Below are 26,492 nucleotides of genomic sequence, written 5' to 3'. Positions count from 1 at the left end.
TGATTCGCGATATTCATCCCTTTCGTCCAGCGTAGGTCGCCGCCGCCCAGCGGCGTCGCCGCGACCTGGCAGCGACGCCCGCGGGGCTCACCCCTCGGCCTTGGCCACGCCCACGGGGCAGCTCACCCCCGTGCCGCCGATGCCGCAGTAGCCCGCCGGGTTCTTGTCCAGGTACTGCTGGTGGTACGGCTCCGCCGGGTAGAACGGGCCCGCCGGGAGGATCTCCGTGGTGATCGTGCCGTAGCCCGAGGCCGTCAGGACCGACTGGTAGGCCGCGCGGGACGTCTCGGCCTGCCGCTGCTGCCCGTCGGAGTGGGTGTGGACCGCCGAGCGGTACTGGGTGCCCACGTCGTTTCCCTGGCGGAAGCCCTGGGTGGGGTCGTGGGACTCCCAGAAGAGCTTCAGCAGCGCTTCGTACGAGGTCGCCGACGGGTCGTACACGACGCGGACCGCCTCCGTGTGGCCGGTCAGGCCGCTGCAGACCTCTTCGTAGGTGGGATGCGGGGTGTGCCCGCCCTGGTAGCCGACGAGGGTCGTCCACACGCCAGGGGCCTGCCAGAACTTCCGCTCCGCGCCCCAGAAGCAGCCCAGGCCGAAGTCCGCGACCGCCAGACCCTCCGGGTACGGACCGGCCAGCGGGTTGCCGAGGACCGTGTGGCGGGCGGGGACGGGGAACTCCGGTTCGGCGCGGCCCTTCAGCGCCTCCTCGGAAGAGGGGAGGTGGTTCTTGTGCCGGTCGAACAGCATCTCGTGGCTCCTCGGGGGGCGGTGGACGGTGGCGGTGGACTCCACGCGACGCCGTCGCGCGGGTCTTCACGCAACGCCTCGCGGGCGTGCCGCATTCCGCCGCCTCCCCGGCGTGCCGCGTCCGGCTCGGTCGGCGCGGCGCCTGCGGGGCCGGAGCCCGGTGCCCGGTCGGCGCCGTGCCTTCGGGAGCCCGGGGCCCGGTCAGTGCGGCAGATGTGCCGGTGTGCCGCCGTCGCCCTCGAAGCCCGCCACCGCCAGCGCCCGGTACACCACGTACTCCGCCGCCGGGTCCGCGCCGTACGACCACGGGATCGCGCCCACGTGCCCGTCCACCCGCCGCAGCTGCTCCATCGCCTCCGCGTACCGCTCCGCCCGGACCAGGAACCACACCAGCAGATGGCGGACGTGCGGCAGTACCGGATGGTCGGCGGGGGCGTGCAGGGCCGCGAACCGCGCGCCCTCGATCGCCCGCGTGATCACCTCGCTCTGGTACAGCGAACGCACCAGCTGCACCTCCGGCAGGTGCTCGAAGACCGCGAACAGCGGCAGCGCGGGCAGCAGGCTCCCCTTGGGCGCGGAGGCGGCCGCCGACTGCGCGAAGGCGTCGGCCTGGTCCTGCGAACCGTGCCACTTCTCGCACCAGTAGAGCAGCGCGGCCAGATGGGCGCCCATATGGTGCGGCGCGCGCTCGGTGACCTTGGCCCACAGCTCTTCGAAGTCCGCCTGCCGGTAGGCCAGACCGCGCGCGACGCCGAGTTCGACGATGTACGGAACGGGGTCGCCGGGGGCCAGCAGTGCCGCCTCGGCGCAGACCGTGCGCGCCTCTTCCATGATCATGCGGAAGTCCTCGGACGACGGGTCGCGCAGCGCCTGCATCACCAGGAACGCCGCGTGCACCGCTGCCCCGCCCGGGTCCTTGGGCGCCTCGACCCGCCAGGTGCGCAGCCACATCCCGCCCTGGCCGGGGGAGACCGCCAGCTCGTGCGCCGCCGCCCCGGCCAGCGTCTGCACCCGCTGCCAGCGCAGCTCCGAGGCCGCGTCGGTGAGCGCCAGCAGCCGGGCCGCGGGCTGCCACTCCCTGGTGCGCTGGATCTCCTCCAGCGCGTCGGCCAGCTCCGGGTCGGGCCCGGGCAGCCGGACGTCGAGCCGCTCGCGCGGTACGAATCCGTACGCGGTGGGATCACCGGCGCGCAGCGCGCCCCGCATCGCGTCGCCGCCCGCGCGCCTGCGCAGCACCATGGGCACGACGAGCACACCGCCGACCATGACGATGCCGATGAGGATGACGAGCATTTCCATGACGTTGTTCCCGACCTTGTCCCCGTGAGACTCCATGAGGTCCTCATGAAGTCATGACGTCTTCATGAAGTCTTGCGTCCCGTGTCCGCTGTTTCCCTACAGCCTATGCACGCTGTCCTCGGCCGGTACCCGCGCCGGGCATTACGCTCGGGCCCATGACCCACGAGGACTCTCACCAGCAGGGCGCGTCCCAGCCCTCGCACAGCCACAGCTTCGAGACGCTGGCCATTCACGCGGGACAGGAGGCCGACCCGCTCACCGGCGCCGTCGTCCCCCCGATCTACCAGGTCTCGACCTACAAGCAGGACGGTGTGGGCGGGCTGCGCGGCGGCTACGAGTACAGCCGCTCCGCCAACCCCACCCGCACCGCGCTGGAGGAGAACCTGGCGGCCCTGGAAGGCGGCCGCCGCGGTCTCGCCTTCGCCTCCGGGCTCGCGGCGGAGGACTGCCTGCTGCGCACCCTCCTCGTCCCCGGCGACCACGTCGTCATCCCGAACGACGCCTACGGCGGAACGTTCCGGCTCTTCGCCAAGGTGGTCGAGCGCTGGGGCGTGGAGTGGTCGGTCGCGAACACCTCCGACCCGGCGTCGGTACGGGACGCGCTGCGCCCGCGCACCAAGGTGATCTGGGTCGAGACCCCCTCCAACCCGCTGCTCGGCATCACCGACATCGCCGCCGTCGCCGACATCGCGCGGTCCGCCGGGGCCCGCCTCGTCGTCGACAACACCTTCGCCAGCCCCTACCTCCAGCAGCCGCTGGCGCTGGGCGCGGATGTCGTCGTGCACTCCCTGACGAAGTACATGGGCGGCCACTCGGACGTGGTCGGCGGCGCGCTGGTCACCGCGGACGAGGCGCTGGGCGAGCAGCTCGCGTACCACCAGAACGCGATGGGCGCCGTCGCCGGGCCCTTCGACTCCTGGATCGTGCTGCGCGGCATCAAGACGCTGTCCGTCCGCATGGACCGGCACAGCGAGAACGCGACCCGCATCGCGGACATGCTGACCCGCCACCCGAAGGTCACCAAGGTCCTCTACCCGGGTCTGCCGGAGCACCCGGGCCACGAGATCGCCGCCAAGCAGATGCGGTCCTTCGGCGGCATGGTGTCATTCCAGGTCGCCGGCGGTGAGGAGGCGGCGGTCGAGGTCTGCAACCGCGCCCGGCTCTTCACCCTCGGCGAGTCCCTGGGCGGCGTCGAGTCCCTGATCGAGCACCCGGGCCGCATGACCCACGCCTCGGCCGCCGGCTCGGCCCTGGAGGTCCCCGCCGACCTGGTCCGCATCTCGGTCGGCATCGAGAACGTCGACGACCTCCTGGCGGACCTGAAGCAGGCGCTGGGCTAGCGCGTCCCCGGTCGGTGGCACGCCGGAGCGACGACCCTCGCCGGGACGCCGCTCGTGCCACCGGCCGCCCGGGCGCGCCGGTCACCACCCCTCCACCGGAGGAGTCGTGTCGATCGGCGGCGTCGTCCACGGCTCGGCCAGCGCCGCCCACACAGAGAACGCCACGGCCGCCGCGAACAGCAGCCACCAGCCCGCCGTCCGCAGGACCCGGCGGCGCCGCAGCATCCGGTGCCCCTGCCGGGCGGCCAGCGCCGCCAGCCCCGGCGGCACGATCGGATGCGGAGCGGCCTCCAGCATCCGGCGTACCTCGTCTTCCTTGCGGTCCGGCAGGCTCATGAGGCCGCCTCCGGGGACCGGGACCGGGACGGAGACCGGGACGGCAGCGCCGCGGCCCGCCGTGCGGCGCGCATGACCGCCACCGCGCGCGTGCAGATCGCGCGGACCCGCTCCACGGGCAGACCCAGCAGGGCCGCGGCCTGCTCCTCGGCGATGCCCTCGTACAGCCGCAGTACGAGCACCAGCCGCTCCTGCGGAGTGAGCCGCTCCAGTAAGCCGCCGGATACGGCCACGGGCACGGGCTCGGGGCGCGGTCGCCGGTAGCGCCAGGCGGACCAGGCGAAGCGGGCGGTCAGCTCCTGCCGGGCGCGGTCGTACGGGTCCTCCCCGCGCAGCCGGTCCCAGTCCGCGTACGTCCGGGCCAGCGCGCCGACCAGCAGCCGCTCTGCGGCCGGGCAGCGTTCCGGCGGTTCGGCGGTCAGCAGCGCGGCGGCATGCAGCAGCCGACCGCCGGCGCCCGCGACGAATTTCTCGAACTCCCGGGCCCGGAGGCGTTCGCGCTCCGCCCGCCGCTGCCGCACCGCGCCTCCCGTGTCCCCTTAGGACACGCCCGGCCGGGACGCCCGGTCAAGAGCCGGGAACCAGGAAGCCGGGGACCGGGAAGCCGGAACCGGAACGCCGGTGCGGGACGCGCGGCGTCAGGAGGCGGGGGCGGGCTGCACCAGGGAGTTGTGCACGTCCGACAGCGCGGTGTTGAACCGCGTGAGCAGATCGCAGAAGGCGTCCCGCTCCTCCGCCGTCCACTCCTCGGTCACCACGGCCATCAGCGCGCGCCGGGAGGACCGCACCTCCTCCAGCCGCGCCCTGCCGCGCGGCGACAGCTGGAGGACGACCGCGCGGCCGTCCTCGGGGTGCGAGGTGCGCTTGACCATGCCGGAGTCGACCAGCGGCGCGACCTGGCGGGTCACCGTCGAGGAGTCGATGCCCATCCCCGCGGCCAGCGCCTTGACGCCCATCGGACCTTCCTGGTCAAGCCGGTTGAGCAGCAGATACGCGGCGCGGTCCATGGAGTTGCGGGCCTGCCCGATACCGCCGAGACGGGTCTGTTCCGCGCGTCGGGCGAAGAGTGCGACCTGGTGCTGCATCGCGTCGAGTACCGTCGTGTCGACGAGTGCCTTCGTGTTCAATGCGTTCGTGTCGAGTTGAGTCGTCATGTCCGATGAGGTGGGCATGGCCTGGGGCTCACTTCGTGCGGTGGTCTGTGGGATGGGGCACAGAGTACGCCGCCGCGGCCTTCCCCGTACCCGAGGTTCACAAACCTGCGCCGCGACGGCAGCAACCTGCCGCTCTCCGGCGCTCCACCAGTGGCTAGAGGGAACTGCGAGACTTGGTACATGGCTGTACGACCTGGTGACGGGGCAGCCGTCGCCGCCGCCCCCGGGGTCACGCTCGACGACGTCCGCGCCGCGCAGAAGATCCTCTCCGGGGTGTCCCGGGTGACCGCCCTGGAGGGCAGTCGCTTCCTCACCGGCCTGCTCGGCTCACCGGTGCACCTCAAATGCGAGAACCTCCAGCGCACCGGCTCGTTCAAGGTGCGCGGAGCCTACGTACGGATCGCCGGGCTGCCCCCGCGGGAGCGGGCGGCCGGAGTGGTCGCGGCCAGCGCCGGCAACCACGCGCAGGGCGTGGCGCTCGCGGCGTCCCTGCTCCACGTGCGCTCCACGGTGTTCATGCCGGTGGCCGCCCCGCTGCCCAAGATCGCCGCGACCCGGGACTACGGCGCCGAGGTGCGGCTGCACGGCCAGGTGGTGGACGAGACGCTGCGGGCGGCGCAGGAGTACGCGCGGCGGACCGGGGCGGTCTTCATCCACCCCTTCGACCACCCCGACGTCATCGCGGGCCAGGGCACCGTCGGGCTGGAGATCCTGGAGCAGTGCCCGGAGGTGCGCACGATCGTCGTCGGCATCGGCGGTGGCGGCCTCGCGGCCGGTATCGCCGTCGCGGTGAAGGCGCTGCGGCCCGATGTCCGGATCGTGGGGGTGCAGGCGGAGGGGGCCGCCGCCTATCCGCCGTCGCTGGCCGCCGGGCGGCCGGTGTCGATCGAGGCGCCGGCGACCATGGCGGACGGCATCAAGGTGGGGCGGCCGGGCGAGGTCCCGTTCGCGCTCGTCGCGGAGCTGCTCGACGAGGTGCGGACCGTCTCCGAGGACGCGCTCTCCAGCGCGCTGCTGCTCTGCCTGGAGCGGGCCAAGCTGGTGGTGGAGCCCGCCGGGGCCAGCCCGGTGGCCGCGCTGCTGTCCGATCCCGGCGCCTTCGAGGGGCCGGTGGTCGCCGTCCTGTCGGGCGGCAACGTCGACCCGCTGCTGCTCCAGCGCATCCTGCGGCACGGCATGGCGGCGGCGGGCCGCTACCTGTCGCTGACGCTGCGGCTGACCGACCGGCCGGGCGCGCTGGCGACACTGCTGGGCGTACTGACGCGGGTGGACGCCAACGTCGTCGACGTGAGCCATGTCCGCACGGATCCGCGGCTCGGGCTCACGGAGGTGGAGGTGGAGCTGCACCTGGAGACCAAGGGGCCGGAGCACTGCGCCGAGGTCGGGACGGCGCTGCGCGAGGCGGGCTACACCGTGATCCCGTAGTGGCACGCCGCGATGCCGTGGCGGCACGTCGTGATCCCATGGCGGCACGCCGCGATTCCGTGGCCGACCGCGCGGCCAGGGGTGGCGGAATCCGGGCAAAGTTTGGATTCTTGTCTGGACTTCCCACGTTCCCTGGGGGAACCCCATGGCAGGAGTGATCTACGCCGAGGGTCTGGTGAAGACCTTCGGCGATGTCAGGGCTCTGGACGGCGTCGATCTCGATGTGCCGGAAGGAACCGTACTCGGACTGCTCGGACCCAACGGAGCAGGCAAGACCACGGCCGTACGGGTGCTGACGACGCTGCTGAGACCCGACAGCGGGCGGGCGGTCGTGGCGGGCGTGGACGTGCTCCGGCACCCGAACGACGTACGGCGGGCGATCGGGCTGTCCGGCCAGTTCGCGGCCGTCGACGAATACCTGACCGGCCGCGAGAACCTCCAGATGGTCGGCCAGCTCTACCAGATGAGCGCGCGGGACGCGAAGGCCCGGGCCGCCGAGCTGCTGGACCGCTTCTCCCTCGCGGACGCGGCCGACCGCACCGCCAAGACGTACTCCGGCGGGATGCGCCGCCGCCTCGACCTCGCCGCGGCGCTGGTCGTCAGCCCGCCCGTGATGTTCATGGACGAGCCGACGACCGGACTCGACCCGCGCAACCGGCAGGCCCTGTGGGACGTCATCCAGGAACTGGTGGCGCAGGGCACCACCCTGCTGCTGACCACCCAGTATCTGGAGGAGGCCGACCGGCTCGCCGACGACATCGCGGTCGTCGACCACGGGCGGGTGATCGCGCGCGGCACGGCCGACCAGCTCAAGGCCCGGATCGGCGGCGAGCGTGTCGAGGTCGTGGTGCACGAGCGCGAGCACATCGCCACCGCGGAGGCGGTGCTGCGCGCTCTCGGCCAGGGCGAGACCAGCGTGCGGGAGCACACCCGGCAGGTGACCGTCCCGGTCACCGGCGGCGCCAGGCTGCTGGCCGAGGTGATCCGCGAGCTGGACGCGCGGGGGGTCGAGATCGACGACATCGGATTGCGCCGCCCGACCCTGGATGACGTGTTCATCTCCCTCACCGGGCACGGCGCCGAAGCGGACGGGGCACGGACCGCGAGTCGGGAGGCCGGACGATGACCGCGACGAACAAGGCGGACAAGGCGAACAAGGCGAACAAGGCGGACAGGGCGCCGACCGTCGGCGCCCCGGCCCCGCGCCCGCGCGGCGCTCTGCCGCTCCAGGGCGTACGCGACAGCCTCGTGATCGCCCGGCGCAATCTGATCCGCATGGCCCGGATCCCCGAAGTGGTGATCTTCGGGCTGGTCCAGCCCATCATGTTCGTGGTGCTGTTCTCCTACGTCTTCGGCGGCTCCATCGACGTCGGCGGCAGCACCGACCCGGCGCGGTACCGCGAGTTCCTGATGGCGGGCATCTTCGCGCAGACCGTCACCTTCGCCACGGCGGGCGCGGGCGCCGGGATCGCCGAGGACATGCACCGGGGCCTCATCGACCGGTTCCGGTCGCTGCCCATGGCGCGTGGCGCGGTGCTCACCGGCCGGACGCTCGCCGACCTGGTGCAGACGGCGCTCACGCTCGTGGTGCTGGCGATCGTGGCCGTCATCGTGAGCTGGCGGATCCACGAGGGGATCCTCAAGGCGCTGGCCGGTTTCGGGCTGCTGCTCCTGCTCGGCTACGCGTTCTCCTGGATCGGCGCGCTGATCGGGCTGACGGTGCGGAGCCCGGAGGCGGCCACCTCCGGCGGGCTGCTCTGGCTCTTTCCGCTGACGTTCATCTCGAACGCCTTCGTCCCGGCCGGCAACATGCCGACCGTGCTGCGGCACATCGCCGAGTGGAATCCGTTCAGCGCGACCGTACAGGCGTGCCGGGAGCTGTTCGGGAACCTTCCCGCGGGGTATCCGGTGCCGGACGCCTGGCCCATGCAGCACCCGGTGGCCGCGTCGGCGCTGTGGTCCCTGCTGATCCTGGTGTTCTTCCGGACGCTGGCCGTACGCAAGTACCGCTCGGCGGCCGGGTGAGGCGGCCGGGTGTCGCGGCCGGGTGTCGGGGCCGGGTGACGGGGAGGGTCCGCGGGCGGACACGCACGGAACCCCCGGCATCCCGTGCCGGGGGTTCCGCAGCAACGTGTGTGGCGGGGCCGCTCAGCCCTGGTAGGGCTTGGCCTCCAGGATGCGCACCGAGGCGATCTTGCCGTTCGGCAGCTCGTACTCGGCGTCCTGCCCGATCTTCTTGCCGTTGACGCCCGAGCCCAGCGGGGACTGCGGCGAGTAGGTCTCGATGTCCGAGCTCGCGTACTCGCGGGAGGCCAGCAGGAAGGTCAGGGTGTCGTCCTCGTCGCCGTCGAAGGCGATGGTGACGACCATGCCGGGCGCGACCACACCGGTGGCCGCCGGGGCCTCGCCGACCTTCGCGTGCTCCAGGAGCTGGGTCAGCTGGCGCACGCGGAGCTCCTGCTTGCCCTGCTCCTCCTTGGCGGCGTGGTACCCGCCGTTCTCCCGCAGGTCACCTTCCTCGCGAGCCGCCGCGATCTTCGTGGCGATCTCGGTACGTGCGGGACCCGACAGGTACTCCAGCTCGGCCTTGAGCTGGTCGTACGCCTCCTGGGTCAGCCAGGTGACGTTCTCGCTGGTCTGGGTCACAGGTGCTCCTCGTCGGTACTGGAATACGTACTGGGAATACAAATGAACGCCCTACTCAGAAGGGTGCGCCTTCAAAGCCGGGCGAAACCACGAGCCTAACAATTCCGGGCGCAAAGCGGGAGGAGCGCGGCGTATCGAATACGTATGCCGCTCCTCCGGGCAGGGGTGCGCCCGGCGAGACCCACCAGGGCGGCGGCCTGGCTACCGCGGCTTGCAGTCGACCAGCTCGGCGGTGGTCGCACGCTCGGTCGTGCGGAGGGTGACGACCTCGTCCACCTGCTCGCGCCGCTGGTCGAAGGGGAAGTCCTTGCGCCCCACCTCGGCGCCGCTCTCGGCCAGCGACCGCAGCGTGCACACGCCGGTGGTGTCCTTGTCCTTGCGGACCTCCAGGTGGACCTCGACGGCGTCGTCCGAGACCACCTTGAAACCGATCACCCGGCCGCTGACGTCCTGGTCGGCGATGTAGGAGTAGCCGAACCACGCGACGACCCCGAGCAGGGCCGCGCCGAGCACGGCGCCGACGATCTTCAGCTTGCGGTCGGCGCGCTCGTCGGCCGATCGGCCGTAGCGCCCGTCCGGCACGCCCGCCCGTACCGTCGACATGATCGTCCTTCCCTCTCGGGGGCCAGGAATTTTTCGCCCCTGATCTGGGTCACTATAGAAGCCGCCCAGCCGGCACCCGACCGCCGCCCCGCATCGACGTCCCTTCGGGGCGACACCTTTTGAACGCGACGAATCACTGAGGATCGAGCCTTGACTGAGCAGCTGCGTCTCATGGCCGTGCACGCCCACCCCGACGACGAGTCGAGCAAGGGCGCGGCCACCATGGCCAAGTACGTGTCCGAGGGGGTGGACGTACTGGTCGCGACCTGCACGGGTGGTGAGCGTGGTTCCATCCTCAACCCCAAGCTCCAGGGGGACGCCTACATCGAGGAGAACATCCACGAGGTCCGCGCCAAGGAGATGGACGAGGCGCGCGAGATCCTCGGCGTCAAGCAGGAGTGGCTGGGCTTCGTGGACTCCGGGCTGCCCGAGGGCGACCCGCTGCCGCCGCTGCCCGAGGGCTGCTTCGCCCTCCAGGACGTCGACGAGGCCGCGGGGGAGCTGGTCAAGCTCATCCGCGCGTTCCGGCCGCACGTGATCACCACGTACGACGAGAACGGCGGCTATCCGCATCCGGACCACATCATGACCCACAAGATCTCGATGGTGGCCTTCGACGCCGCCGGGGACCCGGAGAAGTACCCCGGCACCGGCGAGCCGTGGCAGCCGCTGAAGCTCTACTACAACCAGGGCTTCAACCGGCCGCGCACGCTCGCCCTGCACGAGGCGCTGCTGGAGCGCGGCCTGGAGTCGCCGTACGGGGAGTGGCTGGAGCGCTGGAAGTCCTTCCAGAAGCGCGAGCGCACCCTGACCACGTACGTCCCGTGCGCGGACTTCTTCGAGATCCGCGACAAGGCGCTGATCGCCCACCGCACGCAGATCGACCCCGACGGCGGCTGGTTCCGGGTCCCGATGGACATCCAGAAGGAGGTCTGGCCGACCGAGGAGTACGAGCTGGCGAAGTCCTTGGTGGACACCTCCCTCCCCGAGGACGACCTCTTCGCGGGCATCCGCAACAATTGAGCCCATGATGAGCGCCACCAGCTCCCTCGCCCTGACGCACGCGTCCTCCGCCGTCCAGCTCGCCGAGCTGGACAAGAACAAGGTGACGCCGGGCGTCCTGGGCTTCATCGTGTTCGCGGCGATCGGCCTCGCCGTATGGATGCTGATGAAGTCCATGAACAAGCACATGAAGAAGGTCGACTTCGAGGAGGAGCCGGAGCCGCAGACGGCTCCGGCCGCCTCGAAGGCCGCCCAGCGCCCGACCACGGGCTAGCGCTCCCGCGACCACGGGCTGAGGTCCCGCCCCGCCCACGTACCCTGCCCGCCCGGGTACGTGGCGTGGGGCGCACAGCCCCACGGCGCGCCCCGGCCCGCGCCAGAAAACGCGCCCGCGCGGCGATTGGCGGCGATCCGCAGCCCCCGGCGTGCGGGAGGATGGACGCATGCCGAACCGTCTGGCGCATGAGACGTCTCCGTACCTCCTCCAGCACGCGGACAACCCGGTCGACTGGTGGCCGTGGGTCCCCGAGGCGTTCGCCGAGGCGCGGCGCCGCGGCGTGCCCGTGCTGCTCAGCGTCGGATACAGCAGCTGCCACTGGTGCCATGTCATGGCGCACGAGTCCTTCGAGGACGAGGAGACGGCCGCGTATCTCAACGCGCACTTCGTCTCGGTCAAGGTCGACCGCGAGGAGCGGCCGGACGTCGACGCCGTCTATATGGAGGCGGTGCAGGCGGCGACGGGGCACGGCGGCTGGCCGATGACGGTCTTCCTCACCCCCGACGCCGAACCGTTCTACTTCGGCACCTACTTCCCGCCCGAGCCCCGGTCCGGCATCCCGTCGTTCCCGCAGGTGCTGGAGGGCGTGACGACGGCGTGGACCGACCGCCGCGAGGAGGTCGCCGAGGTCGCCGGGCGGATCGTCCGCGACCTGGCCGAACGCTCGCTGTCGTACGACGCGCCGAAGCCGCCGGGGCCCGACGACACGCACGCCGCGCTGATGGGGCTGACCCGCGAATTCGACGCCGTACGGGGCGGATTCGGCGGCGCGCCGAAGTTCCCGCCGTCCATGACGCTGGAGTTCCTGCTGCGCCACCACGCCCGCACCGGCTCGGCGGGCGCGCTGCAGATGGTGCAGGCCACCTGTGAGGCGATGGCGCGCGGCGGTATCTACGACCAGCTCGGCGGGGGCTTCGCCCGCTACGCGGTGGACGCCACCTGGACGGTGCCGCACTTCGAGAAGATGCTCTACGACAACGCCCAGCTGTGCCGGGTCTACGCCCACCTGTGGCGGGCCACCGGCTCGGACCTGGCCCGCCGGATCGCGCTGGGGACCGCCGACTTCCTCGTGCGGGAACTGCTCACCGCCCAGGGCGGTTTCGCCTCCGCGCTGGACGCCGACAGCGACGACGGCACGGGGCGGAACACCGAGGGCGCGTACTACGTGTGGACGCCGGAGCAGCTGCGTACGGTCCTGGGCGAGGAGGACGCCGCGTTCGCCGCGCGCCACTTCGGGGTGACCGAGGAGGGCACGTTCGAGAAGGGCGCCTCGGTGCTCCAACTCCCCGATACCGAGCAGCTGGTGGACGCCGACCGCGTCGCCTCCGTCACCTGGCGGCTGCTGGCCGCCCGCGGCGAGCGTCCGCGGCCGGGCCGCGACGACAAGATCGTCGCCGCGTGGAACGGCCTGGCGATCGCCGCGCTGGCCGAGACCGGCGCGTACTTCGACCGCCCGGATCTGGTGCGGGCCGCCACCGCCACCGCCGACCTGCTGGTCCGGGTGCACCTGGACGACCACGGGCGGCTGGCCCGCACCTCGCTGGACGGTGTCGCGGGCGCCCACGCGGGCGTACTGGAGGACTACGCCGATGTCGCCGAGGGGTTCCTGGCCCTGGCGTCGGTCACCGGCGAGGGCGTGTGGGTGGACTTCGCGGGCCTGCTGCTGGACACCGTGCTGCGGCACTTCGCCTCCGGGGACGGCACGCTGTACGACACCGCCGACGACGCGGAGACGCTGATCCGCCGCCCCCAGGACCCGACGGACAACACCGCCCCGTCGGGCTGGACGGCGGCGGCCGGGGCGCTGCTGTCGTACGCGGCCGTCACCGGCAGCACCCGCCACCGGGAGGCGGCCGAACGGGCGCTCGGCGTGGTCACGGCGCTCGGACCGCGGGTGCCGCGGTTCATCGGCTGGGGGCTGGCGGTGGCGGAGGCCGCGCTCGACGGGCCGCGCGAGGTGGCCGTCGTCGGACCGGACGGCGACACGGCCACCCACGCGCTGCACCAGGCCGCGCTGCTGGGCACCGCGCCGGGCGCGGTGGTCGCGGTCGGCGCGCCCGGTTCCGACGAGGTGCCGCTGCTGCGGAACCGGCCGCTGTTCCAGGGCCGTCCGGCGGCGTACGTGTGCCGGAACTTCACCTGCGACGCCCCGACGGCCGACCCCAAGGTGCTGGCGGCGGCGGTACGGGGCGCGGGGGGCGACGTACCCCTGGTCCAGTAGGCGCGTGGGCGTGCGCCCTACCCGTGCTGGTAGGCCACCAGGGAGATGCCGACGTAGTGCACGACGAAGGCGGCCAGGGTGAACGAGTGGAAGACCTCGTGGAAGCCGAACCAGCGCGGTGACGGGTTGGGGCGCTTGGTTCCGTAGATCACGGCGCCCACGCTGTAGAGCAGCCCGCCGACGATGATCAGTGTCAGCACCGCGACGCCGCCGGTGCGCATGAAGTCGGGCAGGAAGAAGATCGCTGCCCAGCCGAGCGCGATGTAGCACGGGGTGTACAGCCAGCGCGGGGCGCCCACCCAGAAGACCCGGAAGGCGATCCCGGCGAGGGCCCCCGCCCACACCAGCCACAGCAGCAGCTCCTGCTTGCCGTCCGGCAGAAGCAGCAGCGTGAACGGCGTGTAGGTGCCAGCGATGATCAGGAAGATGTTCGCGTGGTCCAGCCGGCGCAGCACGGCCGTGGCGCGCGGGCCCCAGTCGCCGCGGTGGTACAGGGCGCTCACCCCGAACAGCGCGCAGGCGGTGAGGGTGAAGATCGCGCACGCGAGGCGGCCTCGGGCGCTGTCGGCGAGCGCGGTCAGGATCACCCCCGCGACCAGCGCGGTCGGGAACATCCCGGCGTGCAGCCAGCCGCGCAGTCTCGGCTTCAGCGGCAGCGGCGGAGCGGCGGAGCCCCCAGAAGAGCGGGCGATGGCGGCGGCGTCGGGCGCGGCGGCGGTCATGCGCTCATGCTACCTATGCAACACCGTCCTACTTACGCGACCGTAGGTTACGCCCAGGTATCGAGTGGTGATGGTCACGAAAACGCCCTCTGGACAGATCGGCGAACTCGCCGGATGATCAAATGAGCGCGGTCGGCACCGGATGAGCTGTGCATCCGGGTCGCAGCCCCCAAGGGGTAGCTGTCTCCAAAGCGGATATAGGTGCAGATATCCGCCATAACCCTCGACCTAAACGCCGGGCAGCGCGGTTCCGGCGGAACGGAGCGATCGTGGCGCGCAGTAATGCGGCTCCCCTCACCACACCCACCACCCCGCCCACCCGTCATCAGGAGCTGATCTCCTGGGTCGATGAGATCGCCGCACTCACCGAGCCGGACCGGATCGTCTGGTGCGACGGTTCGGAGGCGGAGTACGACCGCCTCGCCCAGGAACTCGTCGAGAAGGGCACCTTCAAACGGCTCGACCCGATCAAGCGGCCGAACTCCTACTACGCCGCCTCCGACCCCACCGACGTGGCGCGGGTGGAGGACAGGACCTTCATCTGCTCCGAGAAGGAGGAGGACGCCGGCCCGACCAACCACTGGAAGGCCCCCGCCGAGATGCGGGAGATCTTCGTCGGTGACAAGGGCGTCTTCCGCGGCTCCATGCGGGGCCGCACCATGTACGTCGTCCCCTTCTGCATGGGGCCGCTCGGCTCGCCGCTGTCCGCGATCGGCGTCGAGATCACCGACTCGGCCTACGTCGCCGTCTCCATGCGCACCATGACCCGGATGGGTCAGCCCGTCCTGGACGAGCTCGGCGAGGAGGGCTTCTTCGTCAAGGCCGTGCACAGCCTCGGCGCCCCGCTCGCCGAGGGCGAGGCCGACGTGCCGTGGCCGTGCAACTCCACCAAGTACATCTCGCACTTCCCCGAGACGCGGGAGATCTGGTCCTACGGCTCCGGCTACGGCGGCAACGCGCTGCTCGGCAAGAAGTGCTACGCCCTGCGCATCGCCTCCGTGATGGCCCGCGACGAGGGCTGGCTCGCAGAGCACATGCTGATCCTCAAGCTCACCCCGCCGCAGGGCGAGGCCAAGTACGTGGCCGCCGCGTTCCCGTCCGCCTGCGGCAAGACCAACCTCGCCATGCTGGAGCCCACGATCTCCGGCTGGACGGTGGAGACCATCGGCGACGACATCGCCTGGATGCGGTTCGGCGAGGACGGCCGGCTCTACGCGATCAACCCCGAGGCGGGCTTCTTCGGCGTCGCGCCCGGCACCGGCGAGCACACCAACGCCAACGCGATGAAGACGATGTGGGGCAACTCCGTCTTCACCAACGTCGCGCTCACCGACGACGGCGACGTGTGGTGGGAGGGCAAGACCGAGGAGCCGCCCGCCCACCTGATCGACTGGAAGGGCAACGACTGGACCCCGGAGTCCGGGACCCCGGCCGCCCACCCCAACGCCCGGTTCACCGTCCCGGCCGGCCAGTGCCCGATCATCGCGCCCGAGTGGGAGGACCCCAAGGGCGTGCCGATCTCCGCGATCCTCTTCGGCGGCCGCCGCGCCAGCGCCGTTCCGCTGGTGACCGAGTCCCTCACCTGGCAGCACGGCGTCTTCCTCGGGGCCAACGTCGCCTCCGAGAAGACCGCCGCCGCCGAGGGCAAGGTCGGTGAGCTGCGCCGCGACCCGTTCGCCATGCTGCCGTTCTGCGGCTACAACATGGGCGACTACATGGGCCACTGGCTCAAGGTCGGCGCGAACGCCGCGCGAAAGGGGGACCAGGCGAAGCTGCCCAAGATCTACTACGTCAACTGGTTCCGCAAGAACGACGAGGGCCGGTTCGTCTGGCCGGGCTTCGGCGAGAACAGCCGCGTCCTGAAGTGGATCGTCGAGCGCCTCGACGGCAAGGCCGAGGGCGTCGAGACCCCGATCGGTGTGCTGCCCGCCAAGGGCGCCCTGGACACCGACGGCCTGGACCTGGCCGAGTCCGACCTGGACTTCCTGCTGACCGTCGACAAGGACGTGTGGCGCGAGGAGGCGGCGCTCGTGCCCGAGCACCTCAACACCTTCGGTGACCACACGCCGAAGGAGCTGTGGGACGAGTACCGCGCGCTGGTCGAGCGCCTGGGCTGATCCCGCTCAGCGGCAACGCTGACGCAAGACAGGCCCCGGCCTGGTGTCTACAGGTCCCCGACCAAGCGACCATGGGCGGCACCGGGCCGGGGCCGAGCACTCTCCCCGGCCGGACGGGGCTCAGGCCTCGATTCCCAGGGCGGCCGCGTGGGCGGCCATCCGCTCCGCGGCCAGCGCCGCACCGTCCGCGTCGTCGCACGACGTGGCCACCACCAGCGCGTTCCCGGCGAGGGCGTGCGCCCGCTGGTGGAGCTGGCCCACCCGGGCCGCGATCCGGCGCGGGTCGCCGGTCACGGTGGGCGCGGCCCGCAGCGGGCCGTGCCCGTCGCGCAGCCGCGTGACATGGTCGGCCAGGCGCTGTGCGGCGTCGTCGAGCGCGGCCTGCGGCGCCAGGGCGCGCAGCTCGTCGGTGATGGTCAGCAGGGCGGTCAGATGCCCGGCGAGCCGGATCTCCAGCTCTTCCCGGCGTGAGCGGTGCGGGATGTCGTTGTCGTCGTGGTGGTGCGCGGCCATGCTGTGGACCGATTTGGTGCGGATCGGTTCGTACATGGGATGGCCTCCTCACAAGCTCAGGAGACCATCCTAACTTAGACCCTGTCTAAAGTTGTCTCGGTTGCAGATTGATTACCGGCTCACGGCTGGCTGTAACCGTCCAGGAAGGTGCCGATACGGCTCACCGCGTCCGCCAGGTCCTCCTTCACCGGGAGGGTGACGATCCGGAAGTGGTCCGGCTCCGGCCAGTTGAAGCCCGTACCGTGCACGATCATGATCTTCTCGGCGCGCAGCAGGTCGAGCACCATCTGCCGGTCGTCCTTGATCTTGAAGACCTTGGGGTCGAGGCGGGGGAAGGCGTACAGCGCGCCCTTGGGCTTCACGCACGTCACGCCGGGGATCTGCGTCAGCAGCTCGTAGGCGGTGTCGCGCTGCTCCAGCAGCCGCCCGCCCGGCAGCACCAGGTCGTTGATCGATTGCCGGCCGCCGAGCGCCGTGGCCACCGCGTGCTGCGCCGGCATGTTGGCGCACAGCCGCATGTTGGCCAGGATCGTCAGCCCCTCCAGATAGCTGGTGGCGTGCGCCTTGGGGCCGCAGACCGCGAGCCAGCCGCTGCGGTAGCCCGCGATCCGGTACGCCTTGGACAGTCCGTTGAACGTCAGGGTCAGCAGGTCCGGCGCGATGGCGGCGGTCGGGGTGTGCGTCGCGCCGTCGTAAAGGATCTTGTCGTAGATCTCGTCGGAGCAGACGACCAGGTTGTGCCGGCGGGCGATCTCGGTGATGCCGCGCAGCAGCTCCTCCCCGTAGACCGCGCCCGTCGGGTTGTTCGGGTTGATGACGACGATCGCCTTGGTGCGGTCGGTGACCTTGCGCTCGATGTCGGCGAGGTCCGGCAGCCAGTCCGCCTGCTCGTCGCAGCGGTAGTGCACGGCGGTGCCGCCCGCGAGTGAGACCGAGGCCGTCCACAGCGGATAGTCCGGCGCCGGGACCAGCACCTCGTCACCGTCGTCCAGCAGCGCCTGCATCGACATCTGGATCAGCTCCGAGACGCCGTTGCCGAGGTAGATGTCCTCGACGTCCAGCTCGATGCCCTTGGTCTGGTAGTGCTGCATCACCGCGCGGCGGGCGGACAGCAGCCCCTTGGCGTCGCCGTAGCCGTGCGCGTCGCCGAGCGAGCGCAGCATGTCCTCCAGGATCTCCGGCGGGCACTCGAAGCCGAACGGCGCGGGGTTGCCGGTGTTGAGCTTGAGAATGCGATGACCCGCCGCCTCCAGCCGCATCGCCTCCTCAAGCACCGGACCCCGGATCTCGTAGCAGACATTGGCGAGCTTCGTGGACTGGATCACCTGCATGCCGGCCACCTTACGGGGGTGCGACAGGGGCCGTGTGGTGTTTTCGCCCACGTCGGGGGCGCGCGAGGCGGGCCCACCGGCGAAGGGCAGCCGCTGCTCAGTCGGCCGGGGCGCGCCGTACCGACCGGCCCGCCAGGACGTCCGTACGGCGCCCGTCTTTCATCACAAAGCGCCCGTCGATGAGCACATGCGGAATACCGGTCGGGAGGGTGCGCGGGGCTTCGAATGTGGATCCGGCGGCGACCGTTCCGGGATCGAAGAGCACAAGATCGGCGCGGTGGCCCTCCCTGACCAACCCCCGGTCCGGCAGCCGCAGCCGGGCCGCGGGACGCGATGTGAGGTGTGCCACGCACTCCTCCAGGCCGAGGACGCCGAGCTCGCGCACGTACCGTCCGAGGTACCGCGGGAACGTACCGTAGGCGCGCGGATGCGGCTTGAGCCCGTGCAGGATGCCGTCGCTGCCGCCGGTGTGCGCCGGATGCCGCATGATCGCCCGCACGTTCTCCTCGTGCCCGACGTGCTGGAGGACCGTGGCGCCGAGCCGGTCCTCGATCAGCAGCCGACGGGCGGTGGCGAAGGGCGCCTCGCCGCGCTCGCGGGCGGCCGCGGCGACGGTCTTCCCGACGTGTCCGGCCAGTGCGGCGCGGCGGACCCCGGAGATCTCGACGGTGCCCCAGTCGACGGGCACGCCGTGGCAGCCGTCCGCGCCCTCGACCTCCATGGCGTGCCGGATCCGCCAGGCCGTCGCGTCGTCCCGCAGCCGCGCCAGCGTCGCCTGCGGACCCCCCTCGGCGGCCCAGCCGGGCAGCAACGCGGCGAGCGTGGTGCACCCCGCCAGATACGGATACGTGTCCAGGGTGATGTCGGCGCCGTCGGTGAGGGCGGCGTCGAGCAGCGCCAGCAGGTCCGGGGCGCACCCCTTGTTGACGTCGAAGTTGAGGGTGGCGTGGGCCAGGTGCAGCGCGCACCCCGCCTCCCGGGTGACCGCCACCATCTGCGCGTACGCGTCGAGGGCGCCCGCGCCGTAACTGCGGTGGTGCGGACAGTAGTAGCCGCCGTACGCCGCCACGACCCGGCACAGCTCGGTCAGTTCGGCGTCGGGCGCGTACATGCCGGGCGGGTAGGTGAGCCCGGAGGACATCCCGATGGCACCCTGCTCCAGCCCTTCGGCGACGAGTGCCTTCATCCGCTCCGTCTCGGCAGGGCCGGCGGCCCGGTCCTCCCATCCCATGACGAGCATCCGAACGGTCCCCTGCGGGACGAGGTACGCGGCGTTGACGGCGATGCCCTGCCGGTCGAGCCGGTCCAGATACCCGCCGACCGTCCGCCAGTCGAAGTCGATGCCGGCTCCGTCGCCGTTCCACCCGGCGATGGCGGCGCACGTGTCGGCGAGCGTGCGGTCATCGACGGGCGCGTACGACAGCCCGTCCTGCCCGACGACGTCGAGGGTGACGCCCTGGGCGACCTTGGCCGAGAGGTCGGGGTCGCGGAGCAGGGCGAGGTCGCTGTGGGCGTGCATGTCGATGAACCCGGGGGCGAGGGCGAGGCCGTCGGCGTCGAGGCTGCGTGGCGCGCCGGGACGCGACCCGCCGCCCTCTCGGGCGATGACGGCGATCCGGCCGTCGCGGATGCCGACATCGGCGCGGTAGGCGGGGGCGCCGGTGCCGTCGATGACGCGGGCGTCGCGGATGACGAGGTCCATGGGGCCTCCCTGGGGAATGGCTGGCACACCTTTTCGGGTGTTCATCCCCGGTGTGGTCGCGGCTGCCCCAAGGGGTGGTGGTGGGGCATCGTGGGCCCATGGACGTCACATCGCGCCTCCACGCTTACCGCGCTGTTCTGCCGCTTGGTCACAGGACATGAGTACCGTGCCTGCTGACTACACCCACGGCATCGATCCCGAACGCGCTCTGAAGTACGCCGTGCAGCGCTTCCAGGTCGACCGAGCCGAGGTTGTCGAAGGGATCATCGTGCCGTCGTCACCGACATGGGACCACGAACGCGCCGCGCAGCTCGTCCGCCGACAGATCGCAGACCGCGTGGAAGAACTGGGGTGCGTCGGAGGCTCGGGGAACCTGGATCTTCACGGCTCGCCCAACTGGTACGTCCCCGATATCGCCGTGGTGCCGGAAGAACTCGCGAAGGGTGCAGGCGCGCTGGTGCCGGACCAGACGCTGTTGGTGGTCGAAGTCACCGGTGACTATGACGCCGACACCGATCGGGTGGTGAAACGCCGTCGGTACGCCGAGTACGGCGCGCCGCTCTACCTCCTGATCGACCGCGTGGAGCGCAGCGTGACCCTGTTCGCGGAACCGGGTCAGCTCGGATACACCCGCGTCGACGGCCCGCACCCTTTCGGGACCTCGTTGCACCTTCCCGCTCCGTTCGACCTGGATCTGGAGACGGGCGACCTTTGATCTGGACGCCGACACGACGACGGCCCCGTGGTCACCGGGTGCCCCTCACTGGGCCTTGCTGGGGTGACTCAGGCGGAGAACTCCCCGCGTGTGACTGCTGAGACGAACGACGACCAGCCGTCCGCCGAGAAGACCAACGCCGGGCCCTGGGGATCTTTGCTGTCGCGCGTTGCCACCGCCTCACCAAGGAAGGCGATCTCGACGCACTGGCCGTCTCCGCTGCTGTAAGAGCTCTTGCGCCAGTGCGCGCATACCAGGTCTTCATGCATTGCTCGCTACCTCTTCTCACCGCATCTCGCTCGCAAGTGTAGTGATCAGGCGCAACGTGTCATCGGGACTGAGTGCCTGCGCACGCAGGTTGTCGAACATCACGCCATACCTGCGTACGTCGATTTCTGCTTCAAGAAAGAGATCCCCGGCCATGCTGTCCAGATAGACGAGCTCCGGGTCTTCTTTGTCGGCGAAGCCCATCAGCACAAAGGACCCTGGCATGCCCGCATGGGCACCAGCGCTGAACGGGATGACCTGGAGCGTCACGTGAGGTTCCCCGGTCACCTGCGCCAAGTGCTCCATCTGCTCGCGCATGACCTTCGGCCCACCCACCGTCCGGTGCAACGCTGCCTCATCCATGATTGCCCAGACGCGTAGCGGCTCCTTCTTGGCGAGCACGGCCTTCCGTTCGACCCGTGCTTGCACTCGTTGCTCTACTGCCTCGACAGTGGCCATCGGCAACGTCCCCTTGATGACAGCCCGTGCGTAATCTCCGGTCTGCAACACCCCAGGGATGAACAGCGACTCATAGTTGCGGACTTCCCACGCCTCGGACTCGAAGCTGATGTACGCAGTGTATTGCTCGGGAAGCTCGCTGTGATATGGCCGCAACCATCCTTGTTCCTTGGCGCCCTGCAACAGCGCCAAGACCTCGTCGCGATGAGAGGCGTGGACCTCGTAGAGGTCCAGCAGTGCCAGGAGCGTGCGACGTTGGGGACGAACGCGCGCCGTCTCTATCCGGTACAGCGTGACCGTGTTGATGCCCGTCCGCTCTGTGACGTCTTCCCTGGTCAGCTCCGATGCCCCGCGCAACCGCCGTAGTTCTGCCGCAAGTCGACGGAGACGGACTGTAGGGATCTGCCGTTTCGGAGGCATGGCAACGCACCTTTCGTCTGTACGCGACGGAGGTCGATTCTGTCCGCCTGCTGGCTTCGCCACCAAGCTCTAGGAGCACATGCAATGACTGCATTCGCATGGCTTGCGCGCGAAGCGCCTACGGGTGCAGGCTAGTCGCAGGCGTCACTCACCGTGGCAACTCGGCTACCAGTGCGCTGGATTGGCGATGCGTCGAACACGCATGCAACAAGAAGGGCCGTGCGAAAACCCCCGCGACTGGGTGCATCCAGTCCGGGGGCACGGTCAACGCTGTAGAGGAGCGTCAACATGGCAGAGACTATCGTCCGGACCTGCGAGGCGCTGATGCGCCTGTTATTCCCACCATCGGGCCGCCACCGGCCGGCCGAGACCGCCAATGCGTACCCCGTCGCGGAACGCCGGTTGCGGCGCCAGTGGCGGTGGGCGTTGTGGCTCGCCGTGCACGGGATCGACGTCGGCCCGCGCTGGATCCACGGCGTGAAGGTGGCGGCCTGGTGAGCGAGCAGAAGCAGCACATGGACAGGCCCACCCGTGGCCGGTTCCGGTTCCGGGAACACGTCATCGGCCCGGACCGGCGCCCCGAGGCGGAGCCGCACACGTACCGGATGCAGTGCGCGACCTGCGAGGAGAGCGGGCCGATCACCGGGGATTGCGAGGACGGTACGGAGTGGGCCGTCCGGCATCTCAAGGCCAACCCCCATCACCTCGCCTACCGCGAGCACATCACCCGCCCCTACCGGGCAGAACCGGGGGCGTGGTTGTGAGTGCGGACGCGATCATCAAGGGTGCCGAGTGGATCCTGAGCGCCGAGATGGGGGAGGGCGCGCCGCACGGGATCTACGGTGTCGAGTGCATGGCGTGTGCCGAGTCCTCGGGGCTGGTGGACGACGACCCGCGCCCGGTCCAGGTCTGGACGATCAACCACACGCGCTCGCACCCCACGCATCGCCAGTTCCTGGTCACCGCCCAGCGGCACTGACGCGTCGACCCCAACCCGGCCGGGCGCACGTCCGACCCCGAGCACGCGGGCGGGAAGACGCTGACAGCACCTTCCGCGCCCGGCCTCGCCGACGACCGGCCACGGGAACGACCCACGCGTCATGCCCGCCCGCGACCACCCCGGTGTCGTACGACGGCGGTCGTGCGGGCCCTGGCGCACGCGGGACGGTTCGCGGGTCTGCTGCTCCTTGTAGCGGTATCCGTAGCGGTCGGCCTCTGTCTCGGGCGCCGCTCACGGACACCGGCTGGCCCGGGCCGCCGCCGCCCCAGTCCCCTTCGTCATCCGGCCAGCCCCGTGGAAACGCGCCATGGCAGAACAACACAAGAAGCCCTGTAGCCACGACGTGCCCAAGGGTGCGAAGCACTGCAAGCGCTGCGGTGCGCAGATCTACCTCTGAAAACTGAGATCCTGACTCGCGGCCGTGGGACGGTGGTGGCATGACCAGTCACCACCGCCTCGCCCCGACCGTCGGCTATCCGACCCGCTGGCGGGTGTGCCTACGCCGATTCGTGCAATTGCCAGGTGTGTTCCAGGTGACAACGTGGGCCGACGCATCGCTGCCCCTGGTCCGGGGGCGTCTGGGCTGGATCTTCAACAGCCCCGCACGAACCCGCTGACGAGCTGACTCTTGGGTCGACCGGCCCAGAGCCAACCTCGGCCCCGGCCTGGCTCGACGAGGCAAGGATCTGGCCATCTTCCGAAAAGGTGCGGATAAATCGGACTAGTGGGGTACCGCCGTTAGTTGCGATCAAGTCCCTTGAGTGCGTTGCCCTTTCGGGCATAGGCGATGGCGACGGGGCGTGCCCCTGCCTCGCGCGGATCGACCGTTTCTGGCCGTAGCGGAATGATCGCTCTCAGTGCATGCGGATACGTTTCCTCTCGCGATCGCCAAGCACAGCAGCGCTGTCACGGGGGGAAGGCGAAGACGCTTTCTCCGCCATGCCTGCGTGACACCCGGTGTCACGCGCCATAGGTGAGAGGACGAGAGAGTGAACGCAAGCCGAAGGACCACGGGTCTTATAGCCGGAGCCGTGCTGCTGGGATTCGCCGGGGCAGTCCCAGCCCATGCCGAGGGGAGCCGCGACACGTACTTCTCGGCCTGGCGTCAGGGGCAGGAGTCCTCGCGCTGGCAGGACAACAACAGGGACTCGGTCACTACCTCGGTATCACTGAGCGGTTGCTCGACCGACGGTGGGGACGGGTTCAAGTGGGCTACGCTCAAGCTCTGGAAGAACCGCGACTTCTACCCCGACGACAACAAGGGGAGCCGCGACAACAAGTGCGGCAAGTCGTCCTGGGGTGACGAGTCTTCCGGTAAGTACTACTTCGAGCTCTCCGGATTCGGGAGCGGCGGCTACATGACCGCCAACAAGGTCTACATCAAGTACTAGAACCGGCGCTCCGCAAGGTGCGTCATCGCTGGTGCCTCGGTGCAGGTTCGCTTGTACCGAGGCGCCAGCTCGCTTCGACTCCTCACTACAGCAGCCGCTTGGGATGCACAGCGGCGGAATGTGCGATTCATGGCCTTGAACTTCCGTGGCGTCGTCTTCCACTACAACCGGAAAACGACCGTGCTCGACGAGTTCGACCTGGGCATCGACAGTCCGGCAACCGTACTGCTCGGCCCCAACGGGGCGGGAAAGTCAACACTGTTGGCGCTGGCCGCGTCCCATCTCAAACCGACTCGTGGAGCCGTCACCTGGAGGGGCCGCAACCCCGCGGCTCGTCGAAACGTGACGGCGTACCGCAAGGCGGTGGCCTGGCTGCCGCAGCAGATCGCATCTGTCCCAGGGCTGACCGTACGCGAGCAGGTCGCCTACGCCGGCTGGCTCAAGGGCATGAGCCGCGCCGACGCCTGGAACGCCTCCGCCTCCGCCCTCGCCCGCGTCGGCCTGAGCAAAGTCGCCGACCGCCGCAGCCACCAGGTCTCGGGCGGCCAGCTGCGTCGCATGGGGATCGCCGGAGCGCTCACTCACCGCAGCGAGCTCATCCTCATGGACGAGCCGACCGCCGGTCTCGACCCCACTCAGCGCAGGGTCTTCCGATCCTTGCTCGAAGAGCTTGCCGACGACGTCCATGTCATTGTCTCCACCCACCAGACGGAAGACCTCGCCGAGCTCTACCAGCACGTTGTCGTACTGGACCGGGGCACCGTCCGCTTCCAGGGCACCACCGCCCAGTTCCACGCCTTGGTCGACAATGCCCAAGGCCCACGTGAACGCGCGGAAGCGGCCTATGCCCAACTTGTGGGCGAGGAGGTCTGACCTGTGCTGCTGCGAACCGTCGTCCGCCTCTCGTCGGCCACCCGCATCCTGCCCTTCCTGGCGGCGTTCGTCGCGCTTGCCCTCGGCGACGACATGACCGAATGGGTCACCCCCCGCTACTGGCCCTCTGTCACGGGCAGCGCAAGCAACGCCCTGGGCTTCGTCGGCGCTGCGTGTGCCGCGTCGGCGGCGTGGGAGGGGGGTCGGCTGCGTCGTGCACGCGTCGTCGACCAGGCCGCCGTGCGCTCGCCGTTGGCCATCGCCCTTCCGCTGCTGCTCCCGGTGTTCGTGATGGGGGTGGTCGGCATGGGGGTGGCTCTCCTGGTGACCGCGACCGCCGCCGACGTCGGCATCGGGATGCCGCACCTGGGGATCCTGGCTGTCGAAGCCGTGCTGCTGGCGGCCAACACGCTGGTCGGCTACGTCCTGGGCCGACTGTTGGCCCCTGTCCTCGCAGTTCCGGTCGCGCTGATCACCAGCTTCGTCGCCACTGCGTTCCCGGTTTCCTGGGACATCTTGTGGGTTCGCCACCTGGTTGGTGGAGGACTGATCGACTGCTGCAATCTCGACCAGAGTGTGGACGTACGTGCGCTGGTGAGCGCTGGAGTCTTCGGCACGGCTGTCTGCCTGGCCGCCGTGGTGCTCATCCACTACCGCAGGAGTGCCCCCGCCGCGATCGCGGCCGTAGCGTTGGCCGCCGGGGGATTCGCGGGCGGCGCGGCCTCCGCCCGTGGCATGGGAGCCGAACCATTGGTATCCAGGCCGACCAGTGAGCTCGCCTGCGACGACGGTCGACCGCGGATCTGCTTGTGGCCGGAGATGGAGGGCCAAGCGGCCATGATCCGCACCGAGGCGCGCAAGGCCGCCGAGAGGCTCCGTCAGGTCGGCGTCGAGGTCCCCGCCACACTGACCATGGCCGACCGGCCTGGGGCCGGCGAGTCCAAGCTTGCCATCGGGCCTGATACCGACGCCGACGATGTCCGCATAGGCGTGGCTGCGGGGCTCACGCCGCAGGCGCCCGCATGCGCGGAGGAAGGCGAGCCTTACCCGGCCGAGATCGCTTCCGGTCCCGTCGGCGCCTGGCTCTCTCTGACCGCCGGCGCCTCACCCCGCGGGGTCGCCAACCGGGTGATACCGCCGGAGCTCGCCCTCGCCCAGCACGTCATGAAACAACCCCGGCACGTGCAGCTCGACTGGTACGAGCGCAATGTCAAGGCCATGGGTAGCTGCAACGCGCGACCCCAGTTGCGCATCGGCGGGAGTCAGACGTGATCTGGTGGTGCAAGGCCCGCGCGGTTCCCACACTGGCCATAACCGTCGTCGGGACCAACGCGCTGGGCCTGCTCATGGGGAACGCGGAGCTGCCCATGCCGGTACTGACGGGCCGGTCCGGGCACTTCCTCGTCGGCCATCTCATCGCGCTGTTGCCCGCGGTCATGCTCCTGTACGGCATGGGGCGCGGCGACCTGCGCGCCGAGAGCGTCGCCTGTCGGCCGGTGCGGGTTTGGGACGCGCTTCTTGGTTTGGCCGTCGCCATCGGTGGTGCGGCGGTCGCTGGCTTGAGTTACGCCGTCGGGAGCGGCGCCATTTCCCTCGTGCTGGGTCGTAACATCGCCGCCTATGTCGGCCTGGGACTACTCCTCCTCCCGCTTGTTGGCCACCGTCTTGCGGCGGTCGCGGTTGCCGCGGTGCCTTTGGTCTGCGCGGCCACCGGCTGGAGCCCAGGGGGCAAGGCGGAGCCGTGGGCATGGATCCTGCACCCCGCCGACTCCCCGGTGGCCTCGGTTATCACGGCAGTCGTTCTCCTCGCCGGACTGTCACTCACCGTCGCTATGCGACCCTCCTCGCGAGCCATCGCCTGGGGCGTTTGACGTGTCGACGGGCCCCAGTCCAGTGGAGGTACGGAAGCCTGTGGAGGGACGTGGCCAGGTG

The 26,492-nt window shown here is 70.4% G+C and carries 29 protein-coding genes; 16 read left to right on the top strand and 13 right to left on the bottom strand.

Annotated elements, in window-relative coordinates:
* Positions 1-87: 87 nt before the first annotated feature.
* Positions 88-747 (bottom strand): peptide-methionine (S)-S-oxide reductase MsrA, encoded by a 660-nt coding sequence (msrA, locus tag ACQUSR_RS11815; protein ID WP_431042534.1) that lies wholly within the window; start codon positions 745-747, stop codon positions 88-90.
* A 201-nt stretch (positions 748-948) separates the two neighbouring features.
* Positions 949-2,046, bottom strand: a complete 1,098-nt coding sequence (locus tag ACQUSR_RS11810) for a hypothetical protein (protein ID WP_431047516.1) — start codon at positions 2,044-2,046, stop codon at positions 949-951.
* Positions 2,047-2,201: 155 nt separating this feature from the next.
* Between ACQUSR_RS11810 and ACQUSR_RS11805 the strand changes: the two genes are divergently transcribed.
* The gene (locus tag ACQUSR_RS11805) at positions 2,202-3,386 is read left to right on the top strand and encodes a cystathionine gamma-synthase (protein WP_431042533.1); all 1,185 of its coding nucleotides are present in this window, start codon (positions 2,202-2,204) and stop codon (positions 3,384-3,386) included.
* A gap of 81 nt (positions 3,387-3,467) precedes the next feature.
* Here the strand turns inward: ACQUSR_RS11805 and ACQUSR_RS11800 are convergent, their stop codons facing one another.
* The 3 genes from ACQUSR_RS11800 to ACQUSR_RS11790 form a co-directional block, all read right to left on the bottom strand.
* On the bottom strand, positions 3,468-3,722 hold the full coding sequence (locus ACQUSR_RS11800) for a hypothetical protein (RefSeq protein ID WP_431042532.1): 255 nt from the start codon (positions 3,720-3,722) through the stop codon (positions 3,468-3,470).
* The gene (locus ACQUSR_RS11795; protein WP_431042531.1) at positions 3,719-4,243 is read right to left on the bottom strand and encodes a sigma factor-like helix-turn-helix DNA-binding protein; all 525 of its coding nucleotides are present in this window, start codon (positions 4,241-4,243) and stop codon (positions 3,719-3,721) included. Before ACQUSR_RS11795 ends, ACQUSR_RS11800 begins: the two co-directional genes overlap by 4 nt.
* A 117-nt stretch (positions 4,244-4,360) precedes the next feature.
* Positions 4,361-4,894, bottom strand: a complete 534-nt coding sequence (locus ACQUSR_RS11790) for a MarR family winged helix-turn-helix transcriptional regulator (RefSeq protein WP_431042530.1) — start codon at positions 4,892-4,894, stop codon at positions 4,361-4,363.
* Positions 4,895-5,056: 162 nt separating this feature from the next.
* Here ACQUSR_RS11790 and ilvA point away from each other — a divergent pair, with 162 nt between their 5' ends.
* The 3 genes from ilvA (at position 5,057) to ACQUSR_RS11775 (ending at position 8,326) form a co-directional block, all read left to right on the top strand.
* Positions 5,057-6,301: a threonine ammonia-lyase gene (gene ilvA / locus ACQUSR_RS11785; RefSeq protein WP_431042529.1), complete on the top strand. Its 1,245-nt coding sequence runs from the start codon at positions 5,057-5,059 to the stop codon at positions 6,299-6,301.
* A 145-nt stretch (positions 6,302-6,446) separates the two neighbouring features.
* A complete protein-coding gene (locus ACQUSR_RS11780) occupies positions 6,447-7,427 on the top strand; it encodes an ATP-binding cassette domain-containing protein (RefSeq protein WP_431042528.1) in 981 nt (326 codons plus the stop codon).
* Positions 7,424-8,326 carry an ABC transporter permease gene (locus ACQUSR_RS11775; RefSeq protein ID WP_431042527.1) on the top strand — a complete coding sequence of 301 codons (903 nt, stop codon included), beginning with the start codon at positions 7,424-7,426 and terminating at the stop codon, positions 8,324-8,326. Before ACQUSR_RS11780 ends, ACQUSR_RS11775 begins: the two co-directional genes overlap by 4 nt.
* A 123-nt stretch (positions 8,327-8,449) precedes the next feature.
* Here the strand turns inward: ACQUSR_RS11775 and greA are convergent, their stop codons facing one another.
* Both greA and ACQUSR_RS11765 read right to left on the bottom strand, forming a co-directional pair.
* On the bottom strand, positions 8,450-8,947 hold the full coding sequence (gene greA / locus ACQUSR_RS11770) for a transcription elongation factor GreA (protein WP_431042526.1): 498 nt from the start codon (positions 8,945-8,947) through the stop codon (positions 8,450-8,452).
* Between the two features lie 201 nt (positions 8,948-9,148).
* Positions 9,149-9,550, bottom strand: coding sequence for a DUF4307 domain-containing protein (locus ACQUSR_RS11765; protein ID WP_431042525.1), 402 nt, complete (start codon positions 9,548-9,550; stop codon positions 9,149-9,151).
* A 150-nt stretch (positions 9,551-9,700) separates the two neighbouring features.
* Between ACQUSR_RS11765 and mca the strand changes: the two genes are divergently transcribed.
* The 3 genes from mca (at position 9,701) to ACQUSR_RS11750 (ending at position 13,050) form a co-directional block, all read left to right on the top strand.
* Positions 9,701-10,573: a mycothiol conjugate amidase Mca gene (gene mca / locus ACQUSR_RS11760; protein WP_431042524.1), complete on the top strand. Its 873-nt coding sequence runs from the start codon at positions 9,701-9,703 to the stop codon at positions 10,571-10,573.
* Positions 10,574-10,577: 4 nt separating this feature from the next.
* Entirely contained in the window at positions 10,578-10,826 is a 249-nt protein-coding gene (locus ACQUSR_RS11755) for a hypothetical protein (RefSeq protein WP_431042523.1), read from the top strand.
* A gap of 169 nt (positions 10,827-10,995) precedes the next feature.
* The gene (locus ACQUSR_RS11750) at positions 10,996-13,050 is read left to right on the top strand and encodes a thioredoxin domain-containing protein (protein ID WP_431042522.1); all 2,055 of its coding nucleotides are present in this window, start codon (positions 10,996-10,998) and stop codon (positions 13,048-13,050) included.
* A 17-nt stretch (positions 13,051-13,067) separates the two neighbouring features.
* Here the strand turns inward: ACQUSR_RS11750 and trhA are convergent, their stop codons facing one another.
* On the bottom strand, positions 13,068-13,772 hold the full coding sequence (gene trhA, locus ACQUSR_RS11745; RefSeq protein WP_431042521.1) for a PAQR family membrane homeostasis protein TrhA: 705 nt from the start codon (positions 13,770-13,772) through the stop codon (positions 13,068-13,070).
* A 269-nt stretch (positions 13,773-14,041) separates the two neighbouring features.
* On the opposite strand from trhA, the gene ACQUSR_RS11740 reads away from it, so the two are divergent.
* Positions 14,042-15,889 (top strand): phosphoenolpyruvate carboxykinase (GTP), encoded by a 1,848-nt coding sequence (locus ACQUSR_RS11740; RefSeq protein ID WP_431042520.1) that lies wholly within the window; start codon positions 14,042-14,044, stop codon positions 15,887-15,889.
* Positions 15,890-16,009: 120 nt separating this feature from the next.
* On the opposite strand, the gene ACQUSR_RS11735 is transcribed toward ACQUSR_RS11740, so the two are convergent.
* From ACQUSR_RS11735 to ACQUSR_RS11725, 3 genes are all read right to left on the bottom strand, one after another.
* Positions 16,010-16,438 carry a hypothetical protein gene (locus ACQUSR_RS11735; RefSeq protein ID WP_431042519.1) on the bottom strand — a complete coding sequence of 143 codons (429 nt, stop codon included), beginning with the start codon at positions 16,436-16,438 and terminating at the stop codon, positions 16,010-16,012.
* Between the two features lie 83 nt (positions 16,439-16,521).
* Positions 16,522-17,733: a pyridoxal phosphate-dependent aminotransferase gene (locus ACQUSR_RS11730; RefSeq protein ID WP_431042518.1), complete on the bottom strand. Its 1,212-nt coding sequence runs from the start codon at positions 17,731-17,733 to the stop codon at positions 16,522-16,524.
* Positions 17,734-17,830: 97 nt separating this feature from the next.
* Positions 17,831-19,435, bottom strand: coding sequence for an N-acyl-D-amino-acid deacylase family protein (locus ACQUSR_RS11725; protein ID WP_431042517.1), 1,605 nt, complete (start codon positions 19,433-19,435; stop codon positions 17,831-17,833).
* Positions 19,436-19,592: 157 nt separating this feature from the next.
* Between ACQUSR_RS11725 and ACQUSR_RS11720 the strand changes: the two genes are divergently transcribed.
* The gene (locus ACQUSR_RS11720; protein WP_431042516.1) at positions 19,593-20,150 is read left to right on the top strand and encodes a Uma2 family endonuclease; all 558 of its coding nucleotides are present in this window, start codon (positions 19,593-19,595) and stop codon (positions 20,148-20,150) included.
* 68 nt (positions 20,151-20,218) lie between these two features.
* Here the strand turns inward: ACQUSR_RS11720 and ACQUSR_RS11715 are convergent, their stop codons facing one another.
* Both ACQUSR_RS11715 and ACQUSR_RS11710 read right to left on the bottom strand, forming a co-directional pair.
* Positions 20,219-20,419, bottom strand: coding sequence for a DUF397 domain-containing protein (locus tag ACQUSR_RS11715; RefSeq protein ID WP_431042515.1), 201 nt, complete (start codon positions 20,417-20,419; stop codon positions 20,219-20,221).
* 16 nt (positions 20,420-20,435) lie between these two features.
* Positions 20,436-21,296: a helix-turn-helix domain-containing protein gene (locus ACQUSR_RS11710; protein WP_431042514.1), complete on the bottom strand. Its 861-nt coding sequence runs from the start codon at positions 21,294-21,296 to the stop codon at positions 20,436-20,438.
* A 288-nt stretch (positions 21,297-21,584) separates the two neighbouring features.
* Here ACQUSR_RS11710 and ACQUSR_RS11705 point away from each other — a divergent pair, with 288 nt between their 5' ends.
* From ACQUSR_RS11705 to ACQUSR_RS11675, 7 genes are all read left to right on the top strand, one after another.
* A complete protein-coding gene (locus ACQUSR_RS11705) occupies positions 21,585-21,794 on the top strand; it encodes a hypothetical protein (protein ID WP_431042513.1) in 210 nt (69 codons plus the stop codon).
* Positions 21,791-22,060, top strand: a complete 270-nt coding sequence (locus tag ACQUSR_RS11700) for a hypothetical protein (protein ID WP_431042512.1) — start codon at positions 21,791-21,793, stop codon at positions 22,058-22,060. The genes ACQUSR_RS11705 and ACQUSR_RS11700 overlap by 4 nt, the downstream gene beginning before the upstream one ends.
* Complete coding sequence (locus ACQUSR_RS11695; protein ID WP_431042511.1) at positions 22,051-22,275, top strand: hypothetical protein; 225 nt, start codon at positions 22,051-22,053, stop codon at positions 22,273-22,275. Before ACQUSR_RS11700 ends, ACQUSR_RS11695 begins: the two co-directional genes overlap by 10 nt.
* 1,052 nt (positions 22,276-23,327) lie before the next feature.
* The gene (locus tag ACQUSR_RS11690) at positions 23,328-23,687 is read left to right on the top strand and encodes a hypothetical protein (protein WP_431042510.1); all 360 of its coding nucleotides are present in this window, start codon (positions 23,328-23,330) and stop codon (positions 23,685-23,687) included.
* A gap of 129 nt (positions 23,688-23,816) precedes the next feature.
* Positions 23,817-24,560, top strand: a complete 744-nt coding sequence (locus ACQUSR_RS11685; RefSeq protein ID WP_431042509.1) for an ATP-binding cassette domain-containing protein — start codon at positions 23,817-23,819, stop codon at positions 24,558-24,560.
* A 3-nt stretch (positions 24,561-24,563) separates the two neighbouring features.
* Positions 24,564-25,832 (top strand): DUF7224 domain-containing protein, encoded by a 1,269-nt coding sequence (locus ACQUSR_RS11680; protein ID WP_431042508.1) that lies wholly within the window; start codon positions 24,564-24,566, stop codon positions 25,830-25,832.
* On the top strand, positions 25,829-26,431 hold the full coding sequence (locus tag ACQUSR_RS11675) for a hypothetical protein (RefSeq protein WP_431042507.1): 603 nt from the start codon (positions 25,829-25,831) through the stop codon (positions 26,429-26,431). Before ACQUSR_RS11680 ends, ACQUSR_RS11675 begins: the two co-directional genes overlap by 4 nt.
* Positions 26,432-26,492 lie beyond the last annotated feature (61 nt).

Origin of the sequence: Streptomyces sp. P1-3 (assembly GCF_050613155.1) — a bacterium.
Lineage (GTDB): Bacteria > Actinomycetota > Actinomycetes > Streptomycetales > Streptomycetaceae > Streptomyces.
This window is presented reverse-complemented; position numbering and strand designations above follow the sequence as displayed.

Bases quoted from the DNA above. Each gene is read 5' to 3' on its own strand.
- msrA (WP_431042534.1), bottom strand. From the start codon at position 747: ATGCTGTTCGACCGGCACAAGAACCACCTCCCCTCTTCCGAGGAGGCG.
- ACQUSR_RS11810 (WP_431047516.1), bottom strand. From the start codon at position 2,046: ATGGAAATGCTCGTCATCCTCATCGGCATCGTCATGGTCGGCGGTGTG.
- ACQUSR_RS11805 (WP_431042533.1), top strand. From the start codon at position 2,202: ATGACCCACGAGGACTCTCACCAGCAGGGCGCGTCCCAGCCCTCGCAC.
- ACQUSR_RS11800 (WP_431042532.1), bottom strand. From the start codon at position 3,722: ATGAGCCTGCCGGACCGCAAGGAAGACGAGGTACGCCGGATGCTGGAG.
- ACQUSR_RS11790 (WP_431042530.1), bottom strand. From the start codon at position 4,894: ATGCCCACCTCATCGGACATGACGACTCAACTCGACACGAACGCATTG.
- ilvA (WP_431042529.1), top strand. From the start codon at position 5,057: ATGGCTGTACGACCTGGTGACGGGGCAGCCGTCGCCGCCGCCCCCGGG.
- ACQUSR_RS11780 (WP_431042528.1), top strand. From the start codon at position 6,447: ATGGCAGGAGTGATCTACGCCGAGGGTCTGGTGAAGACCTTCGGCGAT.
- ACQUSR_RS11775 (WP_431042527.1), top strand. From the start codon at position 7,424: ATGACCGCGACGAACAAGGCGGACAAGGCGAACAAGGCGAACAAGGCG.
- ACQUSR_RS11765 (WP_431042525.1), bottom strand. From the start codon at position 9,550: ATGTCGACGGTACGGGCGGGCGTGCCGGACGGGCGCTACGGCCGATCG.
- ACQUSR_RS11755 (WP_431042523.1), top strand. From the start codon at position 10,578: ATGATGAGCGCCACCAGCTCCCTCGCCCTGACGCACGCGTCCTCCGCC.
- ACQUSR_RS11750 (WP_431042522.1), top strand. From the start codon at position 10,996: ATGCCGAACCGTCTGGCGCATGAGACGTCTCCGTACCTCCTCCAGCAC.
- trhA (WP_431042521.1), bottom strand. From the start codon at position 13,772: ATGACCGCCGCCGCGCCCGACGCCGCCGCCATCGCCCGCTCTTCTGGG.
- ACQUSR_RS11735 (WP_431042519.1), bottom strand. From the start codon at position 16,438: ATGTACGAACCGATCCGCACCAAATCGGTCCACAGCATGGCCGCGCAC.
- ACQUSR_RS11730 (WP_431042518.1), bottom strand. From the start codon at position 17,733: ATGCAGGTGATCCAGTCCACGAAGCTCGCCAATGTCTGCTACGAGATC.
- ACQUSR_RS11725 (WP_431042517.1), bottom strand. From the start codon at position 19,435: ATGGACCTCGTCATCCGCGACGCCCGCGTCATCGACGGCACCGGCGCC.
- ACQUSR_RS11720 (WP_431042516.1), top strand. From the start codon at position 19,593: ATGAGTACCGTGCCTGCTGACTACACCCACGGCATCGATCCCGAACGC.
- ACQUSR_RS11715 (WP_431042515.1), bottom strand. From the start codon at position 20,419: ATGCATGAAGACCTGGTATGCGCGCACTGGCGCAAGAGCTCTTACAGC.
- ACQUSR_RS11710 (WP_431042514.1), bottom strand. From the start codon at position 21,296: ATGCCTCCGAAACGGCAGATCCCTACAGTCCGTCTCCGTCGACTTGCG.
- ACQUSR_RS11705 (WP_431042513.1), top strand. From the start codon at position 21,585: ATGGCAGAGACTATCGTCCGGACCTGCGAGGCGCTGATGCGCCTGTTA.
- ACQUSR_RS11685 (WP_431042509.1), top strand. From the start codon at position 23,817: ATGGCCTTGAACTTCCGTGGCGTCGTCTTCCACTACAACCGGAAAACG.